Consider the following 16,426-nt stretch of genomic DNA (forward strand, 5'->3'; position numbering starts at 1 on the left):
CCGTTCCACGTGCGAAAGCCTGCTGTTCGCAGCGCAGACCTACAGGCTGAGGCCTGGCCCCGGCCGGTGAGGGGTCGCGGGGTCGTGGGTGCGTGTCGTGTCACGCAGTTGCCGCGCTCGCGCTTCCCGTGCCTCCTTCGCAGCCTTGACAGCGGCGGCGCGGGCGTCGAGGTACTGCCCGGCCTCCGTGGGAGTCATCGCGGTGAGCTTCGCGGCTTCGGCGCGGTCGCGCCGCGCTTTCGCCGCCCAGGTGGCGGCGTCACGGGCTGGCATGTTGAGTTCAGCGCGCACGGGGTCGGTTCTGACGCGCTCGGCCCCGTAGACGAGCGCGGCGAGCCGCTGTCTCGCCCTCCGCTGCTCGGCGTCTACTGTTTGGAGGCGTTCACGTGCGGCGGTCGCGTTCTGGTCAGCTTGGGTGATGCGCGGATCGGTGTCCGTGCGGTGGGCAGCTGCGGCGTCTGCCCACTGCTCGATGTTCCCGGTGTAGAGCGTGCTCGGGTTTCCCCATTCGCGGGTGAGGCGGGCGCGGGCAGCAGTGAGTTGGTGCTGTGCGGTGGCGTGCTCTTTCCGGGCGCTCCGCCGTGCGAACAGCCCCGCTGCCCGCATGCGCTGCCCGGCCCGCTCCTGCGCGTCGGCCAGGCGCAGGACTCCCTGTGCGTCCGTCAAGGCCGCTGCTCGGAGCGGGCCGTGGATGCTCTCGCGCAGCTGCTCAGCAGCCTGGGTCGCCGCCTGCGCGGTGGTTTCGACGTCGGCGCGTTCCTGCTGGTGCTGCGCGCTGAGCCGGTCGAATCGCTCCGCGAACTCCGCGAACCGGGCGGCGCGCTGCTCGGCCTGCTCGGCACGCTCGGTCAAGCGTCCAATCGCCATGCGCACCCGCCGCGCCGGGCCGTCCGCGACGAGGCCTGCGACTGCTTCGGCGGCGCGCTGGGTGGCGTCTTCGAGGCCGCGGTCGGCGCGGTCGCGCTCCATCGCCGCCACGAATTGCGCCCGCGCGTCCGCTTCGCTTCCCGCGGCGACGTGCAGCAGGTTCGTCTCGCGCCCGCGCGTCATGCCGACGTAGACGCTCGCGGCGCTGGCCTGGTCGGTGAGGAGCGTGTGCGACCCGGTGACGGTCGTGCCCTGCACGCCGTAAGAGGTGGCCGCATAGGACAGGTGGGCGTGCTCAGACACATAGTCGGCAGGGAGGCGGACGGTGCGCTGCAGCTTCCGCCCGTTCCCCACCTCGCGCAGGCTCAGCGATCCATCGTCTGCGACGTGCTGCACGATCCACTGCTGCCGGTTCGCGACGCCAATGCTGGTGTTGTTCTTGCGGGTTTGGATAAGGTCACCCGCGCCGATGGGGAGGCCGTCGCTGCCGTCCACGGTCGCCGTGTCGTCGACCTCACCGCACGCGACTCGTTCGTCACGGATACTCGAGTTCACGGTACGGGCCTCGTCGTTCGTACTGACGGTGACCGTTTCGCCGTTGTGCCGGTAGCGGGCGATCTGCTCCCTGGCCTCGTCACTGCTCGCATGGAGGCGCACCAGCCCCAGGGCTGCGAGCTGGTCGAACACCTCGCCGGGGTTCTTCCCGTCGCGCATCCGCAACGTGAGGTCGGCGTAGGCGGGATCGGTGAAGCGGTGCACCTCGGCCATGTCGAACGTGCGGCCCCGGAGCTGCGCGGCCATATCGAGTACCCCGCCGCGCCCGACTGCGGCGAGCTGCGCGCGATCTCCGACCAGCGCGACCGTCGCCCCGGCTTCGGCGCACACCGTGAGCAGGGCGATTGCGGTGTCTTGGTCGAGCATTCCGGCCTCGTCCACGATCACCCGCTCGCCGCAGGCGAGCCGAGCGTCTTGGGAGGGTCCGCGATAGGTGCGTCCGGTCTCGGGGTCGGTGTCGCCGGGGGTGAGGCGCGTCCATACGCCGTCATCGTTCCAGCGCCATCCGTGCGCGTGCACGAACGCCGCCACGCTCGCGGCGGGTACGCCGAGTTCTTCATGCGCGACCTGCGCGGCGCGCAACGTCGGTGCCACCACCCGCGACGGTCTGCCGCGATGCGCCGCGACTTCAATTGCGACACCCAGCATCGTGGTCTTGCCTGCGCCTGCTGCGCCCTCCACGATCACGAGCGGATCGGGAGATGCGACGGCGGCAGCAGCTTGCTGCTGCCCCGCATCGATACCGCGCGCCTGCGCCGCCTCGCGCACGTCGGGGTGCCGCGGCTCGCGCTTCGGCACTCGTGCGGCGATCAGGTCGCGCAGCTCGGCCTCGGCCTGCACGACGCGCACAGAGGTGAGATGCGCCACATGCTCGGGTGTCGCAGCGCCAGGGGCGAGCACGGAGAAACAATCTTCCAGCGCCAGCCACGTCGCAACGGTGATGAGGTCGCGCAACTCCTGACCGGTTGCGCGCACCCCGGCCTCGGTGATGATCTGCGTGGCGTGCTCCTGCACGGTGTGCCGCGTCCACGCCGAGCTGCCTGCCGCGCAACGGTCAAGTGCGCGCGATGCGATCTGCTGCACCGACAGCTCATCCAGCGCAACCGGCTCGCGGGGCGTGGCCCGTCGCAGGGTCGCGGGGTCGTAGCCGGCCTCTCGGAGTTCGGTGAGCCAGGCTTCTTCTTCGCGCAGGGTCGTGGGCTTCTTCGCAGGCCGCTCGTGCGCCCATGCCTGCGCCATCAACCGCGACGAGACGACCGGCCCCATCGTCTCGCCGGGATGCGCGGCCTCCCATTCGGCTTCGAGGCGTTCCAGGTTCCGGCGCACCTGCTCGCCGCGCTTACTCATCAGGTGGTTATACGGCTCCAGTTCGACCACTTCACCGGTGACGGGATCGAGGGTGAGGCCGTGCCGATCCAGCACCTCCGCAAGCTCAGGATGCGCCGCGATCACCGCGGTGCCGAGGGCTCGGATCGCGCCCTGCTGGCGGAAGACCGCGGCGGTATCGAGCGCCCGCCACTTCCCGGCAGCCCACACCCTCGTCCCGATCTGCATGTGGATGTGCCGGTGCGGGTCACCGGCCCGGGAGGTGCGGTGCGTGATGCCGACCACCTGCATATGCTCGACCGGCATCACCTCCTGCTTGCCGCGTGGGCCGACCCGCGTCACCGAATGCAGCGCCAACCACCGCCGAATCTCCGCCAGCGCATCCTGCTGCGCACGGTCCAACGCCTCAGATACCTCGGGGTGCAGCGCTGCGGCGATCGACAGTGATTTCGGGCCATTGATCGTCATCTCCGCGAATCTGGGCGACCCCAAGCGATCCTGCCCGGCGAGACGTGGCGTGCCCATCCGCTCACCCGTATCCGGGTGGATCCAGTCCACCCACCCGGCGTACTCCTCGTTCGACAGCGGCCGAACCTTCACCGCCGTTCCGCTCGCGTCGAGCACGGCGTACGCGATGCCTGCTCCGTCGCTGAGGTAGTAGTCATCGGCGCGGCTGCGGTCGGCCTCGACATAGCGCATCGCGTCGGCTCCGGTGCCCCGGAACAAGATCACGCCGCCATGCATGAAGCTCACCACCTGATGTTTCTACTATAGAAACTAGTGTATCTACCATGGTAGCATACGTTCATTCAGAAGGAACATTCAGAAGGAACATTCAGAATGAAACCAGGGGTTCATTCAGAAGGAAACCGGGTGTTCGGAGTCGTGGTGTCGGAGGGTTAGGTCAGTTGCAGGGTGGTGATGCAGGTCGGGTCGTCACTGTTCATCGTGGAGATGTCTGCCGTTCCCGCCTGGCCGTCGTATTCCACGGTGAGGGTCGCCGTTGTGCCGCGGGGTACCCAGATGCCGATGAAGCCATTGTCGTAGGTCTGCCGCACCTCGTCGACGAGCACTTCACCGTCATCGCCGGTGAGCGTGACCTGAACCTCAGCATTGGCGAGCTCACCGAGGCAGGTGGTCAGGCTGTGGAAGTAGCAGTCGTGGGTTTGATCTCGGTAGGGGGCGATCGAGATGTATACCTCGTCATCGGGCATCGGCAGCTGTGTTTCGCGTTCTTGGTCATCGGTGAGGACGAGTGCATCCGGCTGCACGGACGCGATCAGATCGGCGGGGCGGTCAGCGACGGGCATCGTGTCGAGCCGTTCGATGACCTGCGCGGCATCGAGGCCGTCCAGGTCGTGTGCCGCCAGGAAGTCGTTGTCGACTGATTGAGTGCCCGCCGAGGGCGAATCAGATTCGGGTGAAGACGTCGTCGTGGAGCATGCGGTGAGAACGAGACCGGAGACGAGCATGACGGTCGCGGCGACAATCAGCTTCCGTCGTCGCGGAGTGGTGAGGTGAGACATGGCGTGATCCTTCGAAGAGTGATGGGGGTTGGCGCCGGGGCTGTCGCCCCGGCGCCAACCGGGATGACCGGTCGATCAGAGGGTGGCGAGGAGGTCTTGCATCTGCTGGATCTCGGTGGTCTGGGCGTCGATGATCGTCTGCGCGAGCTCGACGGCGTCAGGGTTGCTGCCGTCGTCGACTTGCGTCTGGGCCATCTCGACCGCTCCCTCGTGATGGCCGATCATCTGCTCCAGGAACAGCTTCGACGCCTCGGTACCGTCAGCTGATTCGAGGGCGGCGAGATCATCCTCGGTCATCATGCCGTCTCCGTGATCCATCCCGTCCGTCTGGTGCTCTTCGGGGTTCACGCCCCAGGCGTTCAGCCAGCCCTGGAGCTGTTCGATCTCGGGACCCTGGGCGGCTTTGATCGCCTCGGCCAGTTCGACCACCTCGGGGTAGACGCCGTCCTTGGCGAGGACGATGTCGCTCATCTCGATGGCCTGCTCGTGGTGGACGATCATCATCGAGGCGAACATCACGTCCGCATCGTTGACGTCCGCCGCCTGTTCGGACGAGCCGTGATCCATGCCCGGCATCGAGTCTTCCCCGCTTCCGGTCGAGCATCCAGCCAACGTGAGGGCAGCGGAGAGGGCGAGTGCTGCGGTCGCCGCAGTACGAAACTTCATGAGTGTTCTCCAGTATCTACAGTCGCTTCGGTGACGCGGCGCCCGCAAGGGTCGCCGCGTTAGTGAGTGAGTGAGTGAACCGGTAGCTCTGGTGTGCGCCGGTTCATCTCTCGATCACGTGCGACTGATACAGAGAACGTGTAACAACGGCGCCCTGCTCACCTGCCTGTCGATGCCGCGCCACACGAGCAACGGTCGGGGCACGGTACGCATCCACCCCGGAAGGAGCCGCGGCGGCAGCAGGACCAGGAGGACCAGCAGCAGCGCAAGCACGCATGCCATCGCCATACCGAGATGATCGCCAGCACCGCAGTCCGCGCATGAGGCACCGGGATCGCCGAGCGCACCATTGGGCTCGTGATCACCGACCGCGCCGTGATGGGCTGCGCCTGCATCGACGACAGAAGCCGATACGACGGCCGGCGCGTGGGCGGCAGGGGTTCCGTGCAGGTTCAGCGTGTGCATCGCTAGCAGTCCGAAGATGATGGTCGCTACCAGCAGACCTCCGAGCACCACGCACTGGAAGAAGCCCCGGAGGCCCTTCCTGCCGCGCGCTGCTGCCACTGATGCCACGCACCCCAGTTTACGGGCTCCGTGTGGATCGAGTCTGCGCCGGAGCGGTCGGGAGCGACCGAGGCTGCTGGACCCGCGGGGTACTGGACGGGTGGCTGGGCTACCAGACTCAACCCGAATGGAATACCCCAGGGGGGTATATGGTTGGAGGTGCTAAAGTGGTTGAGACCGTCAGGAGGACCCGATGCGTTTGTTTGCGATCCGCGACTTCCGGCATCTGTTCAGCGCGCAGATCATCGCATTGTTCGGTACCGGGTTGGCGACCGTCGCTCTCGGCCTGCTGGCCTACGAACTCGCCGGCGCGAGCGCGGGGGCGGTGCTCGCGACGGCGCTGACGATCAAGATGGTCATGTACGTCCTGATCGCTCCGCTGGCGGCGGCCTATGCCGACCGCCTCCCGAGACGGATGTTCCTGACCCTGCTCGATGTGGTGCGCGCGATGGTGGTGCTCGCGTTGCCGTTCGTCACGGAGATCTGGCAGATCTACGTCCTCATCGGTGTCTTGCAAGCAGCCTCCGCGGCATTCACGCCGACATTCCAGGCAGTCATCCCCGATATCGTGCCCGAGGAGTCCGACTACACCCGGGCGCTGTCCGCGTCGCAGGTGGCATACACGATGGAGAGCCTGCTCAGCCCGGTTCTGGCTGCGGTGGCCCTGACGTTCATGACGTTCAACTGGCTATTCGTGGGCACCTCGGTGGGCTTCGTGCTCTCCGCCATCCTGGTGCTCTCCACTCGCATCCCTAACGCTGCCCCGAGTGGGCAGGCGGGCGCCTGGAACCGCGTCACCTCGGGCATGAAGGTCTTCTTCTCCACTCCGCGCCTGCGCGGCGTCATGGCCCTGAATCTGGTGGTCGCCGCAGCCGGATCGATCGTCGTCGTCAACACGGTCAACTACGTTCGAGATCAGCTCGGCGGCACGCAGGCCGACGTCGCCTGGATGCTCGCAGCCTCCGGCGGCGGCACACTGCTGGTCGCGCTGTTCCTGCCACGCGTGCTCGATCGGATCGCCGAGCGGGTCGTCATGATGACCGGTGCCGTCGTGCTGCTTGCCGGCGTGTTGGCTGCCGTAGCGATGACCGCCGCCCAGGCGATCTCCTGGACGATCACGGCACCCATCTGGGTCGCCATCGGAGGCGGCATGGCCTTGATCGTCACGCCCACCGGACGGGTGATTCGCGGCTCGGCTCCCAAGCCCGAACTCCCTGCAGCCTTCGCAGCACAGTTCTCACTGTCCCACCTGGCTTGGCTCGTAACCTACCCGATTGCCGGATGGGTCGGCACAGCGTCCGGATTCACTCTCGCATGGTCGATCCTTGCGGCTCTCGCCATCACCGGCGCCATCGCGGCGCAGATGCTCTGGCCCCGCGAGAAGGGAACGAAGGCCATCGTCGCCGGCACTGACGCAGAAACGGCGACGGGCGACCCGGCGCTCCGTGAGGAGACCGAAGCCGCCGAAGGCACCCTCGCGGCATCCCAGTGCTCCTGCGTGCGCACCGCGTGAGCACGGAGCTGGCGGAAGGGGCATTGGTTCCGGGGATCGCGGCATGATGCTCGATGTGGTGCGGCAATCCGGCCTGTGGATCAGGTGCGGGTCGGCGCGGAAAGCACCTTCACGCTCGACGCGGCGATCGCGGAAAGTGAGGGGTAGCCGTTGATCTCGCACTGCGGGCACGGCGGGAACGACAACAGGCGCGGGGCGCGGGTCCCGCCGGTCTAGGCCGCGGCCGCCTCCGCATACTCCCGAACTCCGAGGCACTGGAGACCCTCGCCTACCGCTTCGCGATACTCGGATTCATCTTCTGTACGTTCACCCTTATCGCCGGGGTGATCTGGGCGAACGAGCCGTGGGGACGCTACTGGGGCTTCGGTTGGCGCCGCACGAAGTCCGCCGGGCTGTCGCTGATCGAGTTCGCCGCGGTGCTGTTCACCTTCGCGATCGTCAACCTCTTCTTCAAAGGCCTGCACGCCTACTCCGGCATCAGCTAAACACCGGGCGACACACCCACATCGAGCCGACAACGGAGCTGCGCGGTGCTGGCCACGACCAGTTACTGGACCGATGCAAGCGGCAATCCGCGCGCCGCTGCTCGAATCGGCGAATTGTCAGTATGTCAGCGTTTACTGTATAGTTCAGTGCATGCTGACTATTGCTTCACGCCTCGACGTCATGAACCGGCTCGGCCGGGCCATGGCAGATCCGACGCGCTCCAAGATTCTAATGACTCTGCTCGACGCCCCGAGTTATCCGGGTGTGCTCTCCCGCGAACTGGAGTTGACGCGCTCGAACGTGTCCAACCATCTTACGTGCCTGCGTGACTGCGGGATCGTGGTCGCGGAGCCTGAGGGGCGACAGACGCGGTATGCGATCGCGGATCCGCACCTTGCCGCGGCGCTCGTCGCGCTGGTGGATGTGACGCTGGCTGTCGATGAGCATGCGCCGTGCGTGGACTCGTCGTGCACGGTGCCGGGCTGCTGCGGTGCGGGGGCGGACGCGTGAGCGCGGCGTGCGGCTGTGAGCACGAGCCTGCCACCATGTCGGGCGGAGAACATGAAGCGGCGGAGAGGCCCTGGTGGCGGGACCGCGGGATCATGGTGCCGGTCTTCTCCGGTGTCGCGTTCCTCGCCGGTCTGATCCTTGAATGGTCCGGGCTCGAGATCCCGACGCTCGTACTGTTCTGGATCGGCCTGCTGCTGGGCGCGTCGACGTTCACTCCTGGCGCGATTCGGAAGCTGTTCAAGGGCAAGCTCGGGATCGGGCTGCTGATGACGATCAGCGCGATCGGCGCGGTCATCCTCGGCTATGTGGAGGAGGCCGCTGCTCTGGCGTTCTTGTACTCGATTGCTGAGGCGCTTGAGGACAAGGCGATGGACCGTGCCCGTGGCGGCCTGCGGGCGCTGCTGAAGCTCGTGCCGGAGACGGCGACCGTGCTGCAGAGCGGCGTCTCTGCGCAGGTGCCGGCGAGGGAGTTGACGGTCGGCCAGGTCATGGTCGTCCGCCCGGGCGAACGGATCGCAACCGACGGGATCGTCCGCTCTGGCCGCTCAAGCCTGGACACCTCGGCGATCACCGGGGAGTCGATCCCCGTCGAGGTCGAGCCCGGGGACGCGGTGTCGGCCGGCGCGATTAACAGCTCCGGCGTGCTGGAGGTCGAGGCGACTGCGGCCGGTACCGATAACTCGCTTACGACGATCGTGGAGTTGGTCGAGAAAGCGCAGACGGAGAAGGGCGAGCGAGCGCGCCTCGCGGACCGGATCGCCCGCCCGCTCGTACCCGGTGTGCTGATTCTCGCAGCGCTCGTCGCGATCATTGGGTCACTGCTGGGCGACCCGGAGGTATGGATCACTCGTGCGCTCGTCGTGCTGGTAGCGGCCTCTCCGTGCGCGCTGGCGATCTCGGTGCCGTTGACGGTCGTTGCCGCGATCGGCGCGGCGAGCAAGTTCGGCGTGATCATCAAGTCCGGCGCGGTGTTCGAGCGCTTCGGCACGGTCCGGCACGTCGCGGTCGACAAGACCGGCACCCTGACCCGTAACGAGCCCGCGGTCACCGCGGTCCTCACTGCGAACGGCATTGCCGAGGAGCAGGCGCTGGCGTGGGCGGCGGCGCTGGAGCAGCACAGCACGCATCCCCTTGCGGCGGCGATCACCGCTGCAGCCCCGGGTGTTCCCGTGGCCGCGGATGTGACCGAGCAGGCCGGGCACGGCATCGACGGCACCGTCGATGGCGCTCGTATCACGGTCGGCAGCCCCCGCTGGCTCGACGCCGGCGAGCTCGGCGACCGGGTTGCAGGGCTTGAGGAGCAGGGCATGACTGTCGTGATCGTGCACCGCGACGAGGCACCGGTCGCGGCGATCGGCGTCCGCGACGAGTTGCGTCCGGAAGTCCCCGAGGTGGTCCGCACGCTTGCGGATCAGGGCGTCGGCATGACGATGCTCACCGGGGACAACGCCCGCACCGCTCGTGCGCTGGCTGCGCAGGCCGGGATCGCTGATGTGCGCGCGGAGCTGCGCCCTGAGGACAAGGCGACCGCGATCGGCGAGTTGTCGAAGGCGGGATCGGTCGCGATGATCGGTGACGGCATCAACGACGCCCCGGCCCTGGCGTCCGCGGACATCGGCATCGCGATGGGAGCGACCGGCTCCGATGCGGCGATCGAGTCTGCGGACGTGGCCTTCACGGGTCATGATCTGCGGCTCATCCCGCGGGCGTTCGATCACGCGCGGCGGGGCCGGCGGATCATCAACCAGAACATCATCCTGTCCCTGCTGATCATCACCGCACTGCTCCCGCTCGCGCTCTTCGGGGTCCTGGGGCTCGCGGCTGTCGTCCTGGTCCACGAGGTCGCGGAGGTCATCGTGATCCTCAACGGCCTGCGCGCCGCACGCACCCGCACACCACGAATGGAAAGCTGATGCTCGCAACCATCGGGTCGGCGATCGGCCTGTTCGCGGCGACCAACATCGACGACATCGTCGTGCTCACCGTGCTGTTCCTCGCCTCCAGCCGGGGAAAGCCGCGACCGTGGCAGATCGTCGCAGGCCAGTACCTCGGGTTCATCACACTCGTCGTGATCAGCGTGATCGCCGCGCTCGGTCTCACGATCGTCCCGGACGAATGGGTCGGCTTCCTGGGTCTGATCCCGCTCGGCATCGGCATCTGGACGCTCATTCGCGGCCTGCGCCGTAACGGCGACGACGATGATGACGACTCCAAGATCACCGCGGTCGGACTATGGGGGGTCGCCGGGATCACGATCGCCAACGGGGCCGACAACATCTCCCTCTACACGCCGATCTTCCGCACCAGCTCGCCCGGCGACGTCGCGGTCATGATCGTCGTGTTCCTGATCCTCGTCGCCGTCTGGTGCGCTGCCGGGCGACTGATCGGCACCCACAAGGCCGTCACCGAAACGCTCGAACGTGTCGAGCACTGGCTCGTCCCCGTCGTGTTCATCGGCCTGGGCCTGTTCATCCTCATTGAATCCGGCGTTATCGTCCGTCTCTTCGAGGCCCTCGCATGACCCCGGACACGAATACCGACGTTGAGTCGGCATCGGCGTCGGGAGAGCGTCCGCAGAGAGGACGCTGGCGGCTCACTGCCTGGGCGCTTCTGATCGCAGTGGTCGTCGTCGTGATCGATCAGGGAACGAAAGTGTGGGCCGAGGCCACCCTGTCGGAGCACGAGCGCATCCCGCTGATCGGCGACCTGTTGGGCCTGCAGCTCGCGTACAACCCCGGCGCGGCGTTCTCCTTCGGGGAGAGCTTCACCTGGGTGTTCGCTCTCATCGCCGTCGCGGCCACGGCCACCGCGATCGTGTTCGCGTTCCGGGTCCGACGCCCCGGGTGGGCGATCGTGATCGGTGCGCTCGGCGGGTCAGCCGCCTCGCATGCCGGAGACCGGCTCTTCCGCCAACCAGGATTCGCCCAGGGCCACGTCGTGGACTTCCTCGCCTACGGCAACTGGTTCATCGGGAACATCGCCGACATCGTCATCGTCACCGCCGCGATCGCCGGAGCGCTCCTGACGCTTCGCAGCAACGAGAACTGAGAGGACCATCATGGAGATCACACTGCAATACTTCGACGGCTGCCCGAACTGGGAGGTACTCGACCACAGGATCGCCGAAGCACTCCACGGGCGCACCGATGCAAGCATCATCCGTCAACGAGTCGGGACCACGGAGGAAGCAGTTCGTCTCGGGTTTCACGGTTCCCCGACGATCCTCATCGACGGCATCGACCCGTTCGCCGAACCAAGCGCGCCCGTCGGACTCGCCTGCCGCGTCTTCCGGACACCGAACGGGCTTGCCGGGTCACCGACCCTCGAACAGCTGCATGCGGTGTTCTCTGAAGCGCGTAGCTGAGCATCGCGAGTTCCCGGGCCCGCGCAGCTCGGCGTGCGCCCGAAAAAGTGCTAGCGAAAGTGCTAAGCAACCTGTAGCTCGGGGTAGCTCGGTGGAGTTATCCACAGTTCACGTGCTGTAGATCGTTGACTTTATGCGGCAGAACGTCATACCGAGATTCGCGGCGCGAGGGGGTCGAGATCAGTTCAAGTCCCCCCTCGCGCACAGAACGAAGAAGGCCCCGGATTCATCCGGGGCCTTCTTCGTCGTCTGCGGGAGCGGGAGGACCGTGAGTCCGTGCGGGGTGGGCCACTCGTCGCCGAAGGCTTCGCACGCCGCGTTTCGGCGTACCCCGTGGATCCTCCGCGCGACCTCACCTCGGCCGCCGTGGAAGGAGGCCCCACGCGACGGTCGTGGTCGACCGGGCGGGTTCGCACAGGCTGACGATTACACATGTGGATAACCCTGTGGAGAACATGTGCGAAACGGGCGGGAGGGTGTCAGTAAGGCTGTGGAGAGACGCTGTATTCGTCTCGGTCTTCGAAACTACACGCGCGTAATTCCGCGGATCGCGGGGGCGTGCTCGTCGTGGGGGAAGCGGGGGAGAGCCGGAAGGGAAGACGGATCGCCCTGTGGACATCTCAAGGACGAGGCTCTCCTGCACCGGCGTGCGGTGAAGGGCGAAGTTATCCACAGTTCGCACATCCGGATCACGGAGTTATCCCCACGACGACGTCGATCGCGATTGTGACGCTCCGTCCCCGGAATGACGCGGTTGTCATTCGCCTTCGGGGGCGGAATTCCGCCTCAATCCACGGGTGTGACGGAGCGGAGCTGAGCGCGATGGCGACGGCTCCCCACAGGGTTATCCACACCTCTCTCCCATCTGTGCACAGCACTCTCCACAGAAACTCGGTCGGGAGTCAGCGGCTGCTCGGTTGAAGACGGGACTGCACCGCCACGACCACGAGGACCACCGCGGCGCCGGCCGCGGCGAGGGCGACGAGGGACACGGCATCCTCTCCCGCGGGAAGGGCTCGACCGACCTCGTCCTGCCACGGCCAGAGGGCGCGGAGGGAGCCCAGCATGAGCCCCGTCATGAGCGCCAGCATCACCTCGTGGAAGCGTGCCAGCAGCAGGCGCAGAAGATTCACGAGCGAGGAGGCGCACCCAGAAGCACCGCGAGCACCATGCCGATGAGCACCGGGGCCACGATGCGCCAGCGCACCGCGGCGTCGATCAGGGTCGAGTAGACCCCCACGATCAGCGCGACCGTTCCGCCGCTGACCCCCGGCACGACTTCGACCGCCCCGATGAGCGTCCCGCGCAGCAGGTCGAGAGCGGGCTGGACGGGGGAACGGTGGTCGGCGAGGTGGTCGGCCATTCGATCCACGCTGGGCGACGTGGCCGGCGCCCCTCGCGCGAACCAGACAATTCCCGTCAGCGCAAGCCACCCGGCGAAACGCCAACCTGAGAGGAGGCTGTAAGCAACGAGTCCCGCCTCGAGCGGGCTTCGGTTCTCACTCGCGAAAGGAACGACACCATGGGATTCTTCGGATTTCTCCTCCTCGGCCTCATTGCCGGCGCCATCGCCAAGCTGATCCTCCCCGGTAAGCAGGGCGGCGGCTGGCTCATCACGCTCCTGCTCGGCGTCGTCGGCGCCCTCCTGGGCGGTTTCCTCGGCGGACTGCTCTTCAACGCCCCTCTGCAGGACTTCTTCTCCATCCAGACCTGGCTGCTCGCCATCGGCGGCTCGATCATCGTGCTGCTGATCTACGGCCTGATCGTCGGACGCCGCACCGCGCGCTGACGACGAGTGACGAAGGCCCGGGGCGGGGGACCGCGCCCCGGGCCTTCGTGCGTCTCAGGGTGCCGCTCCACCTCCCTCTGCGCCGGGCCGTGTCGCGAAGACGTCCGAGGCACGCTTTACTGGGCACGGTGTCGACCCGAGTGCGCGCGCCCTTCGTGATCACCCTCCTGACCGGGGCGGTCGCGGCTCTCGTCGTCATCTGGCCTCAGGCGATCGGGGCTCACCGTCTCCCGGTCATGGCGTCGGTCGTCTCCTTCCGGGCCCTCCTCTCCCTTGCGACGGCGGTTCTCGCCCTCGCGTTCGCGGTCTTCGCCGTTACCCGCCGCCGCTGGGGGGTGGCAGCCGCTCTCGCCATTTCACTGGCGGCGATGTCGGCGGGTAACGGCCTCGTTCTCGCGGTCCGCGGTGACGGGCCGGCGCGGGAGGGCGCGGGGGACCTCACGGTCATGGCGTGGAACACCTACGGCGGCTCCGTGTCACCGCAGACCATCGCGCGAGTGATCGAGGAGACCGGGGCCGAGGTCGTGAGCCTCCCCGAGACGGATGCCTTCGCCGCGGCGCAGGTGGTCGGCATCCTGGAGCACGACGGTGTCGAGATGCAGCACGACACGGTGTGGGCCGCGGACGGCGGGGAGCCCATCCCCACGTCGATCCTGATCTCCACCGACCTCGGCGCGTACGCGCGCGACCGGCTCGCCGGTTCGACACCGGGTCTGCCGAGCGGGATCTGGCGTCCCGTCCGCGGCGCGGGGCCCGTCGTCGTCGCCGCGCACCCGATGCCCCCTTTTCCCGAACTGATCGCGCAGTGGGACGACGGGCTCAGCTGGATCGCCGACCGCTGCCGAGACGGTGAGGTCATCGTCGCCGGTGACCTGAACGCGACGCTGGACCACTTCGCGGGCCACGGTGTCGACGGAGGTGACCTCGGTCGATGCCGCGATGCCGCCGGCGCGGTCGGCGCCGCTGCGGCCGGGACCTGGCCCGCAGGCGTACCGGCCGAGATGGGAGCTCCCATCGATCACATTCTCGCGGGGCCCGCCTGGACGGTCGACCGCTTCGCCGTGCTCAGGGGGGAGGACGGCGCGGGGAGCGATCACCGGCCGATCGTCGCGACGCTGTCGCGACGCTGAGCGGGGGCAGTGGCCGCGCGGGGCCGCCCCCAAAACTCCCGGCCCCGCGCGGACCAGCGGCGGCATTGCACCGCTGTGAGCAGCATTCTGGCGCGTTCTCGCCGATCTCGCGGCATCCGGACGGATGACGAAGGCCGACGGCGGGCTATTTCATCCGTTCGGACGACGTGTCGCGTCGACTCAGACCGTTCTGCGCGCCCCAGAGGGCGAGCTGCGTCCGGTCGTCGAGGTCGAGCTTGCGCAGGGCGGCGGCCGTCTGACTCCGCACGGTGTTCACGGACACGCAGAGGTGTCGCGCGATGTCGTCGTTCGAGGTCACTCCGCTGCTGAGCAGACCCACCACGCGCTGCTCGGCGGCGGTAAGCAGCGCGAGTCGCTCCGGATCGGCGGGGGCCGGGCGGGCCGCGCGGAGTTCGCGGAGCAGCCGCGGAGCGACGAGCGGCGAGATCGTCGCCGTGCCGGCCACCGCCCCGCGGATCACCGGCAGCAGTTGATCGCTGTCGTGGCCCTTGAGGAGGTATCCGCTCGCGCCGGCATCGAGGGCATCGACGAGGAACGCGTCCGACACCTCGCTCGTCAGCAGGATGACGCGGCAGCGGTCGGGTCGATCGGCGGTGATCAACCGTGTCGCCTCGATGCCGTCCATGCCCGGCATGTGCAGGTCCATGAGGACCACGTCGACGCTCTCCGCACGGGCCCGGACCACGGCATCCTGGCCGTTCGACGCCTCACCGGCCACGCGGATGCCCGCGGCGTTCTCGAGGCGGAGCCGGATGCCGCGCCGCACCGTGCGGTTGTCGTCGACGATGAGGACGCTGACCTCGTCGTTCGGGGTGGTCATCGGCTCACCGGGTCGAGGGCGCCGATCGGCGCACGGAGGACCACGGACCAGCCCCCGTCGTCGCGTGGACCCGCCGAGAGGCTCCCGTGGATGAGGTCGACGCGCTCCGCCATGCCGGTCAGGCCCCATCCCAGCCCCTCCGCGTCGCGGGCGGTGCGCGGGGCGGTCGCGGGATCGTTCTGCACGGAGAGGAGGAGCGTCGTCGAGGACGCGTCGACCTCGACCGTCGTGGGGGCGCCGGGGGCGTGCTTGCCGGCGTTGGTGAGGGCCTCCTGCACGACGCGATACGCCGTCGTCGAGACCATCGCCGGCAGATCGGCGATCTCCCCCCGCACCTCGACCGTGACGCGCATGCCGCGCGACGACCAGAAGTCGCGCAGACCGTCGAGGGAACGGAGGTCGAGGGTCGGCTCGACGCGCGAGCCGTTCTGGACCCGCAAATCGCGCAAGGCCGCGTAGAGGCTCGCCGAGGCGAAGCGCCCCTCGGCACGCATCTCCGAGATGAGCGCCGAAGCCTGTGCGGTGTCGAGGACCTCGATGTCGATCGCGGCATCGGCCAGGGAGAGCAGCCCGGCCAGGTGCTGTCCGGCCACGTCGTGGAGCTCCTGCGCGATGCGGGCGCGTTCGAGAGTGGTCACGCGTTCCATCTCGGCCGCGTGCACGGCGGCGGCCTCCGCCAGTTCGGCCCGCGTGCGACGGAACGCGCGGAGTCTCCGGGACGACCAGATGCCGAGGGCGGTCGCCCCCGCGATCGGGGCGCCGACGGAGAGGACGGTCTCGAGGGTGAAGCCCCCGACGACGCCGGCGGGAACCCCGGTCGACACCGCCCACGCGAGAAGGGACAGGCTCACGACCGCCGCGACCGCGATCGCGGCGCCGACGGCGACCACCGCGCGCCGAGACAGGGCGACGAAGAAGACGGCCACCGCCACCACGAGGGGCAGAGCGGTGAGCCAGCGGGGGATGGACAGGCCGGCGACGAGGGCGACGTAGCACCCGGCCGTTCCGGCCAGGGCGACCAGCGGCGCGCGGGCGCACAGGAAGAGGAAGGCGCTCTGGGCGGCGCAGCCGACGACGACGAGGGCGATGACGACCGACAGCGGCGGCGGACCCTCCCAGGGGAACTCGCCCTCCAGCAGACCCGTGAGGGGATTGATGAGCGCCTGCACGACGGTGACGACGAAGACGATCGCGACGAACACCGCCATCGACCGGGGCCGACCCAGCACACGGGTGAACCCGTCGGCATCCGTCAGCGTCGGTGCGGGGGGATCCTCAGTCGTCGGCAC

16 protein-coding genes and 1 pseudogene are annotated in these 16,426 nt (G+C 68.1%); 9 read left to right on the forward strand and 8 right to left on the reverse strand.

Translation table 11 applies throughout. The features are described 5' to 3' along the window. Nucleotides 1-39 precede the first annotated feature (39 nt). The 4 genes from mobF to AB1K56_RS13640 all read right to left on the reverse strand — a co-directional run bounded on the left by mobF (nt 40) and on the right by AB1K56_RS13640 (nt 5,513). The gene (mobF, locus tag AB1K56_RS13625) at nt 40-3,504 is read right to left on the reverse strand and encodes a MobF family relaxase (RefSeq protein ID WP_371206083.1); all 3,465 of its coding nucleotides are present in this window, start codon (nt 3,502-3,504) and stop codon (nt 40-42) included. Between the two features lie 143 nt (nt 3,505-3,647). Continuing rightward, nucleotides 3,648-4,274, reverse strand: a complete 627-nt coding sequence (locus AB1K56_RS13630) for a CueP family metal-binding protein (protein WP_046747999.1) — start codon at nt 4,272-4,274, stop codon at nt 3,648-3,650. A gap of 75 nt (nt 4,275-4,349) precedes the next feature. After that, nucleotides 4,350-4,940 (reverse strand): DUF305 domain-containing protein, encoded by a 591-nt coding sequence (locus AB1K56_RS13635; RefSeq protein WP_067118055.1) that lies wholly within the window; start codon nt 4,938-4,940, stop codon nt 4,350-4,352. A gap of 114 nt (nt 4,941-5,054) precedes the next feature. Next, entirely contained in the window at nt 5,055-5,513 is a 459-nt protein-coding gene (locus AB1K56_RS13640) for a DUF6153 family protein (protein WP_230977764.1), read from the reverse strand. Between the two features lie 184 nt (nt 5,514-5,697). On the opposite strand from AB1K56_RS13640, the gene AB1K56_RS13645 reads away from it, so the two are divergent. The 7 genes and pseudogenes from AB1K56_RS13645 (at nt 5,698) to AB1K56_RS13675 (ending at nt 11,377) form a co-directional block, all read left to right on the forward strand. After that, nucleotides 5,698-7,017 carry an MFS transporter gene (locus AB1K56_RS13645; RefSeq protein WP_067118052.1) on the forward strand — a complete coding sequence of 440 codons (1,320 nt, stop codon included), beginning with the start codon at nt 5,698-5,700 and terminating at the stop codon, nt 7,015-7,017. Nucleotides 7,018-7,157: 140 nt separating this feature from the next. After that, nucleotides 7,158-7,502 (forward strand): annotated as a pseudogene (ccsA, locus tag AB1K56_RS13650) (cytochrome c biogenesis protein CcsA); the annotation flags it as partial. A 151-nt stretch (nt 7,503-7,653) separates the two neighbouring features. Beyond that, nucleotides 7,654-8,013 (forward strand): helix-turn-helix transcriptional regulator, encoded by a 360-nt coding sequence (locus AB1K56_RS13655; RefSeq protein WP_067118444.1) that lies wholly within the window; start codon nt 7,654-7,656, stop codon nt 8,011-8,013. Beyond that, nucleotides 8,010-9,926 (forward strand): heavy metal translocating P-type ATPase, encoded by a 1,917-nt coding sequence (locus AB1K56_RS13660; RefSeq protein ID WP_371206198.1) that lies wholly within the window; start codon nt 8,010-8,012, stop codon nt 9,924-9,926. Before AB1K56_RS13655 ends, AB1K56_RS13660 begins: the two co-directional genes overlap by 4 nt. Further along, on the forward strand, nt 9,926-10,534 hold the full coding sequence (locus AB1K56_RS13665; protein ID WP_036297875.1) for a cadmium resistance transporter: 609 nt from the start codon (nt 9,926-9,928) through the stop codon (nt 10,532-10,534). Before AB1K56_RS13660 ends, AB1K56_RS13665 begins: the two co-directional genes overlap by 1 nt. Further along, the gene (locus AB1K56_RS13670; RefSeq protein ID WP_270410855.1) at nt 10,531-11,061 is read left to right on the forward strand and encodes a signal peptidase II; all 531 of its coding nucleotides are present in this window, start codon (nt 10,531-10,533) and stop codon (nt 11,059-11,061) included. The genes AB1K56_RS13665 and AB1K56_RS13670 overlap by 4 nt, the downstream gene beginning before the upstream one ends. A 10-nt stretch (nt 11,062-11,071) precedes the next feature. After that, complete coding sequence (locus AB1K56_RS13675) at nt 11,072-11,377, forward strand: alkylmercury lyase (protein ID WP_046748005.1); 306 nt, start codon at nt 11,072-11,074, stop codon at nt 11,375-11,377. Nucleotides 11,378-12,279: 902 nt separating this feature from the next. Here AB1K56_RS13675 and AB1K56_RS13680 read toward each other — a convergent pair. Together AB1K56_RS13680 and AB1K56_RS13685 are read right to left on the reverse strand one after the other, a co-directional pair. Then, nucleotides 12,280-12,510 carry an undecaprenyl phosphate translocase family protein gene (locus AB1K56_RS13680; protein WP_371206085.1) on the reverse strand — a complete coding sequence of 77 codons (231 nt, stop codon included), beginning with the start codon at nt 12,508-12,510 and terminating at the stop codon, nt 12,280-12,282. After that, a complete protein-coding gene (locus AB1K56_RS13685; RefSeq protein ID WP_371206086.1) occupies nt 12,507-12,740 on the reverse strand; it encodes an undecaprenyl phosphate translocase family protein in 234 nt (77 codons plus the stop codon). The genes AB1K56_RS13680 and AB1K56_RS13685 overlap by 4 nt, the downstream gene beginning before the upstream one ends. A 159-nt stretch (nt 12,741-12,899) precedes the next feature. Here AB1K56_RS13685 and AB1K56_RS13690 point away from each other — a divergent pair, with 159 nt between their 5' ends. Together AB1K56_RS13690 and AB1K56_RS13695 are read left to right on the forward strand one after the other, a co-directional pair. Continuing rightward, a complete protein-coding gene (locus tag AB1K56_RS13690) occupies nt 12,900-13,166 on the forward strand; it encodes a GlsB/YeaQ/YmgE family stress response membrane protein (RefSeq protein WP_136586355.1) in 267 nt (88 codons plus the stop codon). 128 nt (nt 13,167-13,294) lie between these two features. Then, nucleotides 13,295-14,296 carry an endonuclease/exonuclease/phosphatase family protein gene (locus tag AB1K56_RS13695; protein WP_371206087.1) on the forward strand — a complete coding sequence of 334 codons (1,002 nt, stop codon included), beginning with the start codon at nt 13,295-13,297 and terminating at the stop codon, nt 14,294-14,296. Between the two features lie 145 nt (nt 14,297-14,441). Here AB1K56_RS13695 and AB1K56_RS13700 read toward each other — a convergent pair whose 3' ends face one another. After that, nucleotides 14,442-15,137 (reverse strand): response regulator, encoded by a 696-nt coding sequence (locus AB1K56_RS13700; protein WP_371206088.1) that lies wholly within the window; start codon nt 15,135-15,137, stop codon nt 14,442-14,444. After that, nucleotides 15,134-16,426 carry a sensor histidine kinase gene (locus tag AB1K56_RS13705; RefSeq protein ID WP_371206089.1) on the reverse strand — a complete coding sequence of 431 codons (1,293 nt, stop codon included), beginning with the start codon at nt 16,424-16,426 and terminating at the stop codon, nt 15,134-15,136. The genes AB1K56_RS13700 and AB1K56_RS13705 overlap by 4 nt, the downstream gene beginning before the upstream one ends.

The sequence above is a fragment of the Microbacterium sp. BWR-S6Y genome, from assembly GCF_041379845.1.
In the GTDB taxonomy this organism is placed as follows: domain Bacteria; phylum Actinomycetota; class Actinomycetes; order Actinomycetales; family Microbacteriaceae; genus Microbacterium; species Microbacterium hydrothermale.

Coding starts and splice junctions, on each gene's coding strand:
- AB1K56_RS13630 (WP_046747999.1), bottom strand. CDS start 4,274: ATGTCTCACCTCACCACTCCGCGACGACGGAAGCTGATTGTCGCCGCG.
- AB1K56_RS13635 (WP_067118055.1), bottom strand. CDS start 4,940: ATGAAGTTTCGTACTGCGGCGACCGCAGCACTCGCCCTCTCCGCTGCC.
- AB1K56_RS13645 (WP_067118052.1), top strand. CDS start 5,698: ATGCGTTTGTTTGCGATCCGCGACTTCCGGCATCTGTTCAGCGCGCAG.
- AB1K56_RS13655 (WP_067118444.1), top strand. CDS start 7,654: ATGCTGACTATTGCTTCACGCCTCGACGTCATGAACCGGCTCGGCCGG.
- AB1K56_RS13665 (WP_036297875.1), top strand. CDS start 9,926: ATGCTCGCAACCATCGGGTCGGCGATCGGCCTGTTCGCGGCGACCAAC.
- AB1K56_RS13670 (WP_270410855.1), top strand. CDS start 10,531: ATGACCCCGGACACGAATACCGACGTTGAGTCGGCATCGGCGTCGGGA.
- AB1K56_RS13675 (WP_046748005.1), top strand. CDS start 11,072: ATGGAGATCACACTGCAATACTTCGACGGCTGCCCGAACTGGGAGGTA.
- AB1K56_RS13685 (WP_371206086.1), bottom strand. CDS start 12,740: ATGGCCGACCACCTCGCCGACCACCGTTCCCCCGTCCAGCCCGCTCTC.
- AB1K56_RS13690 (WP_136586355.1), top strand. CDS start 12,900: ATGGGATTCTTCGGATTTCTCCTCCTCGGCCTCATTGCCGGCGCCATC.
- AB1K56_RS13700 (WP_371206088.1), bottom strand. CDS start 15,137: ATGACCACCCCGAACGACGAGGTCAGCGTCCTCATCGTCGACGACAAC.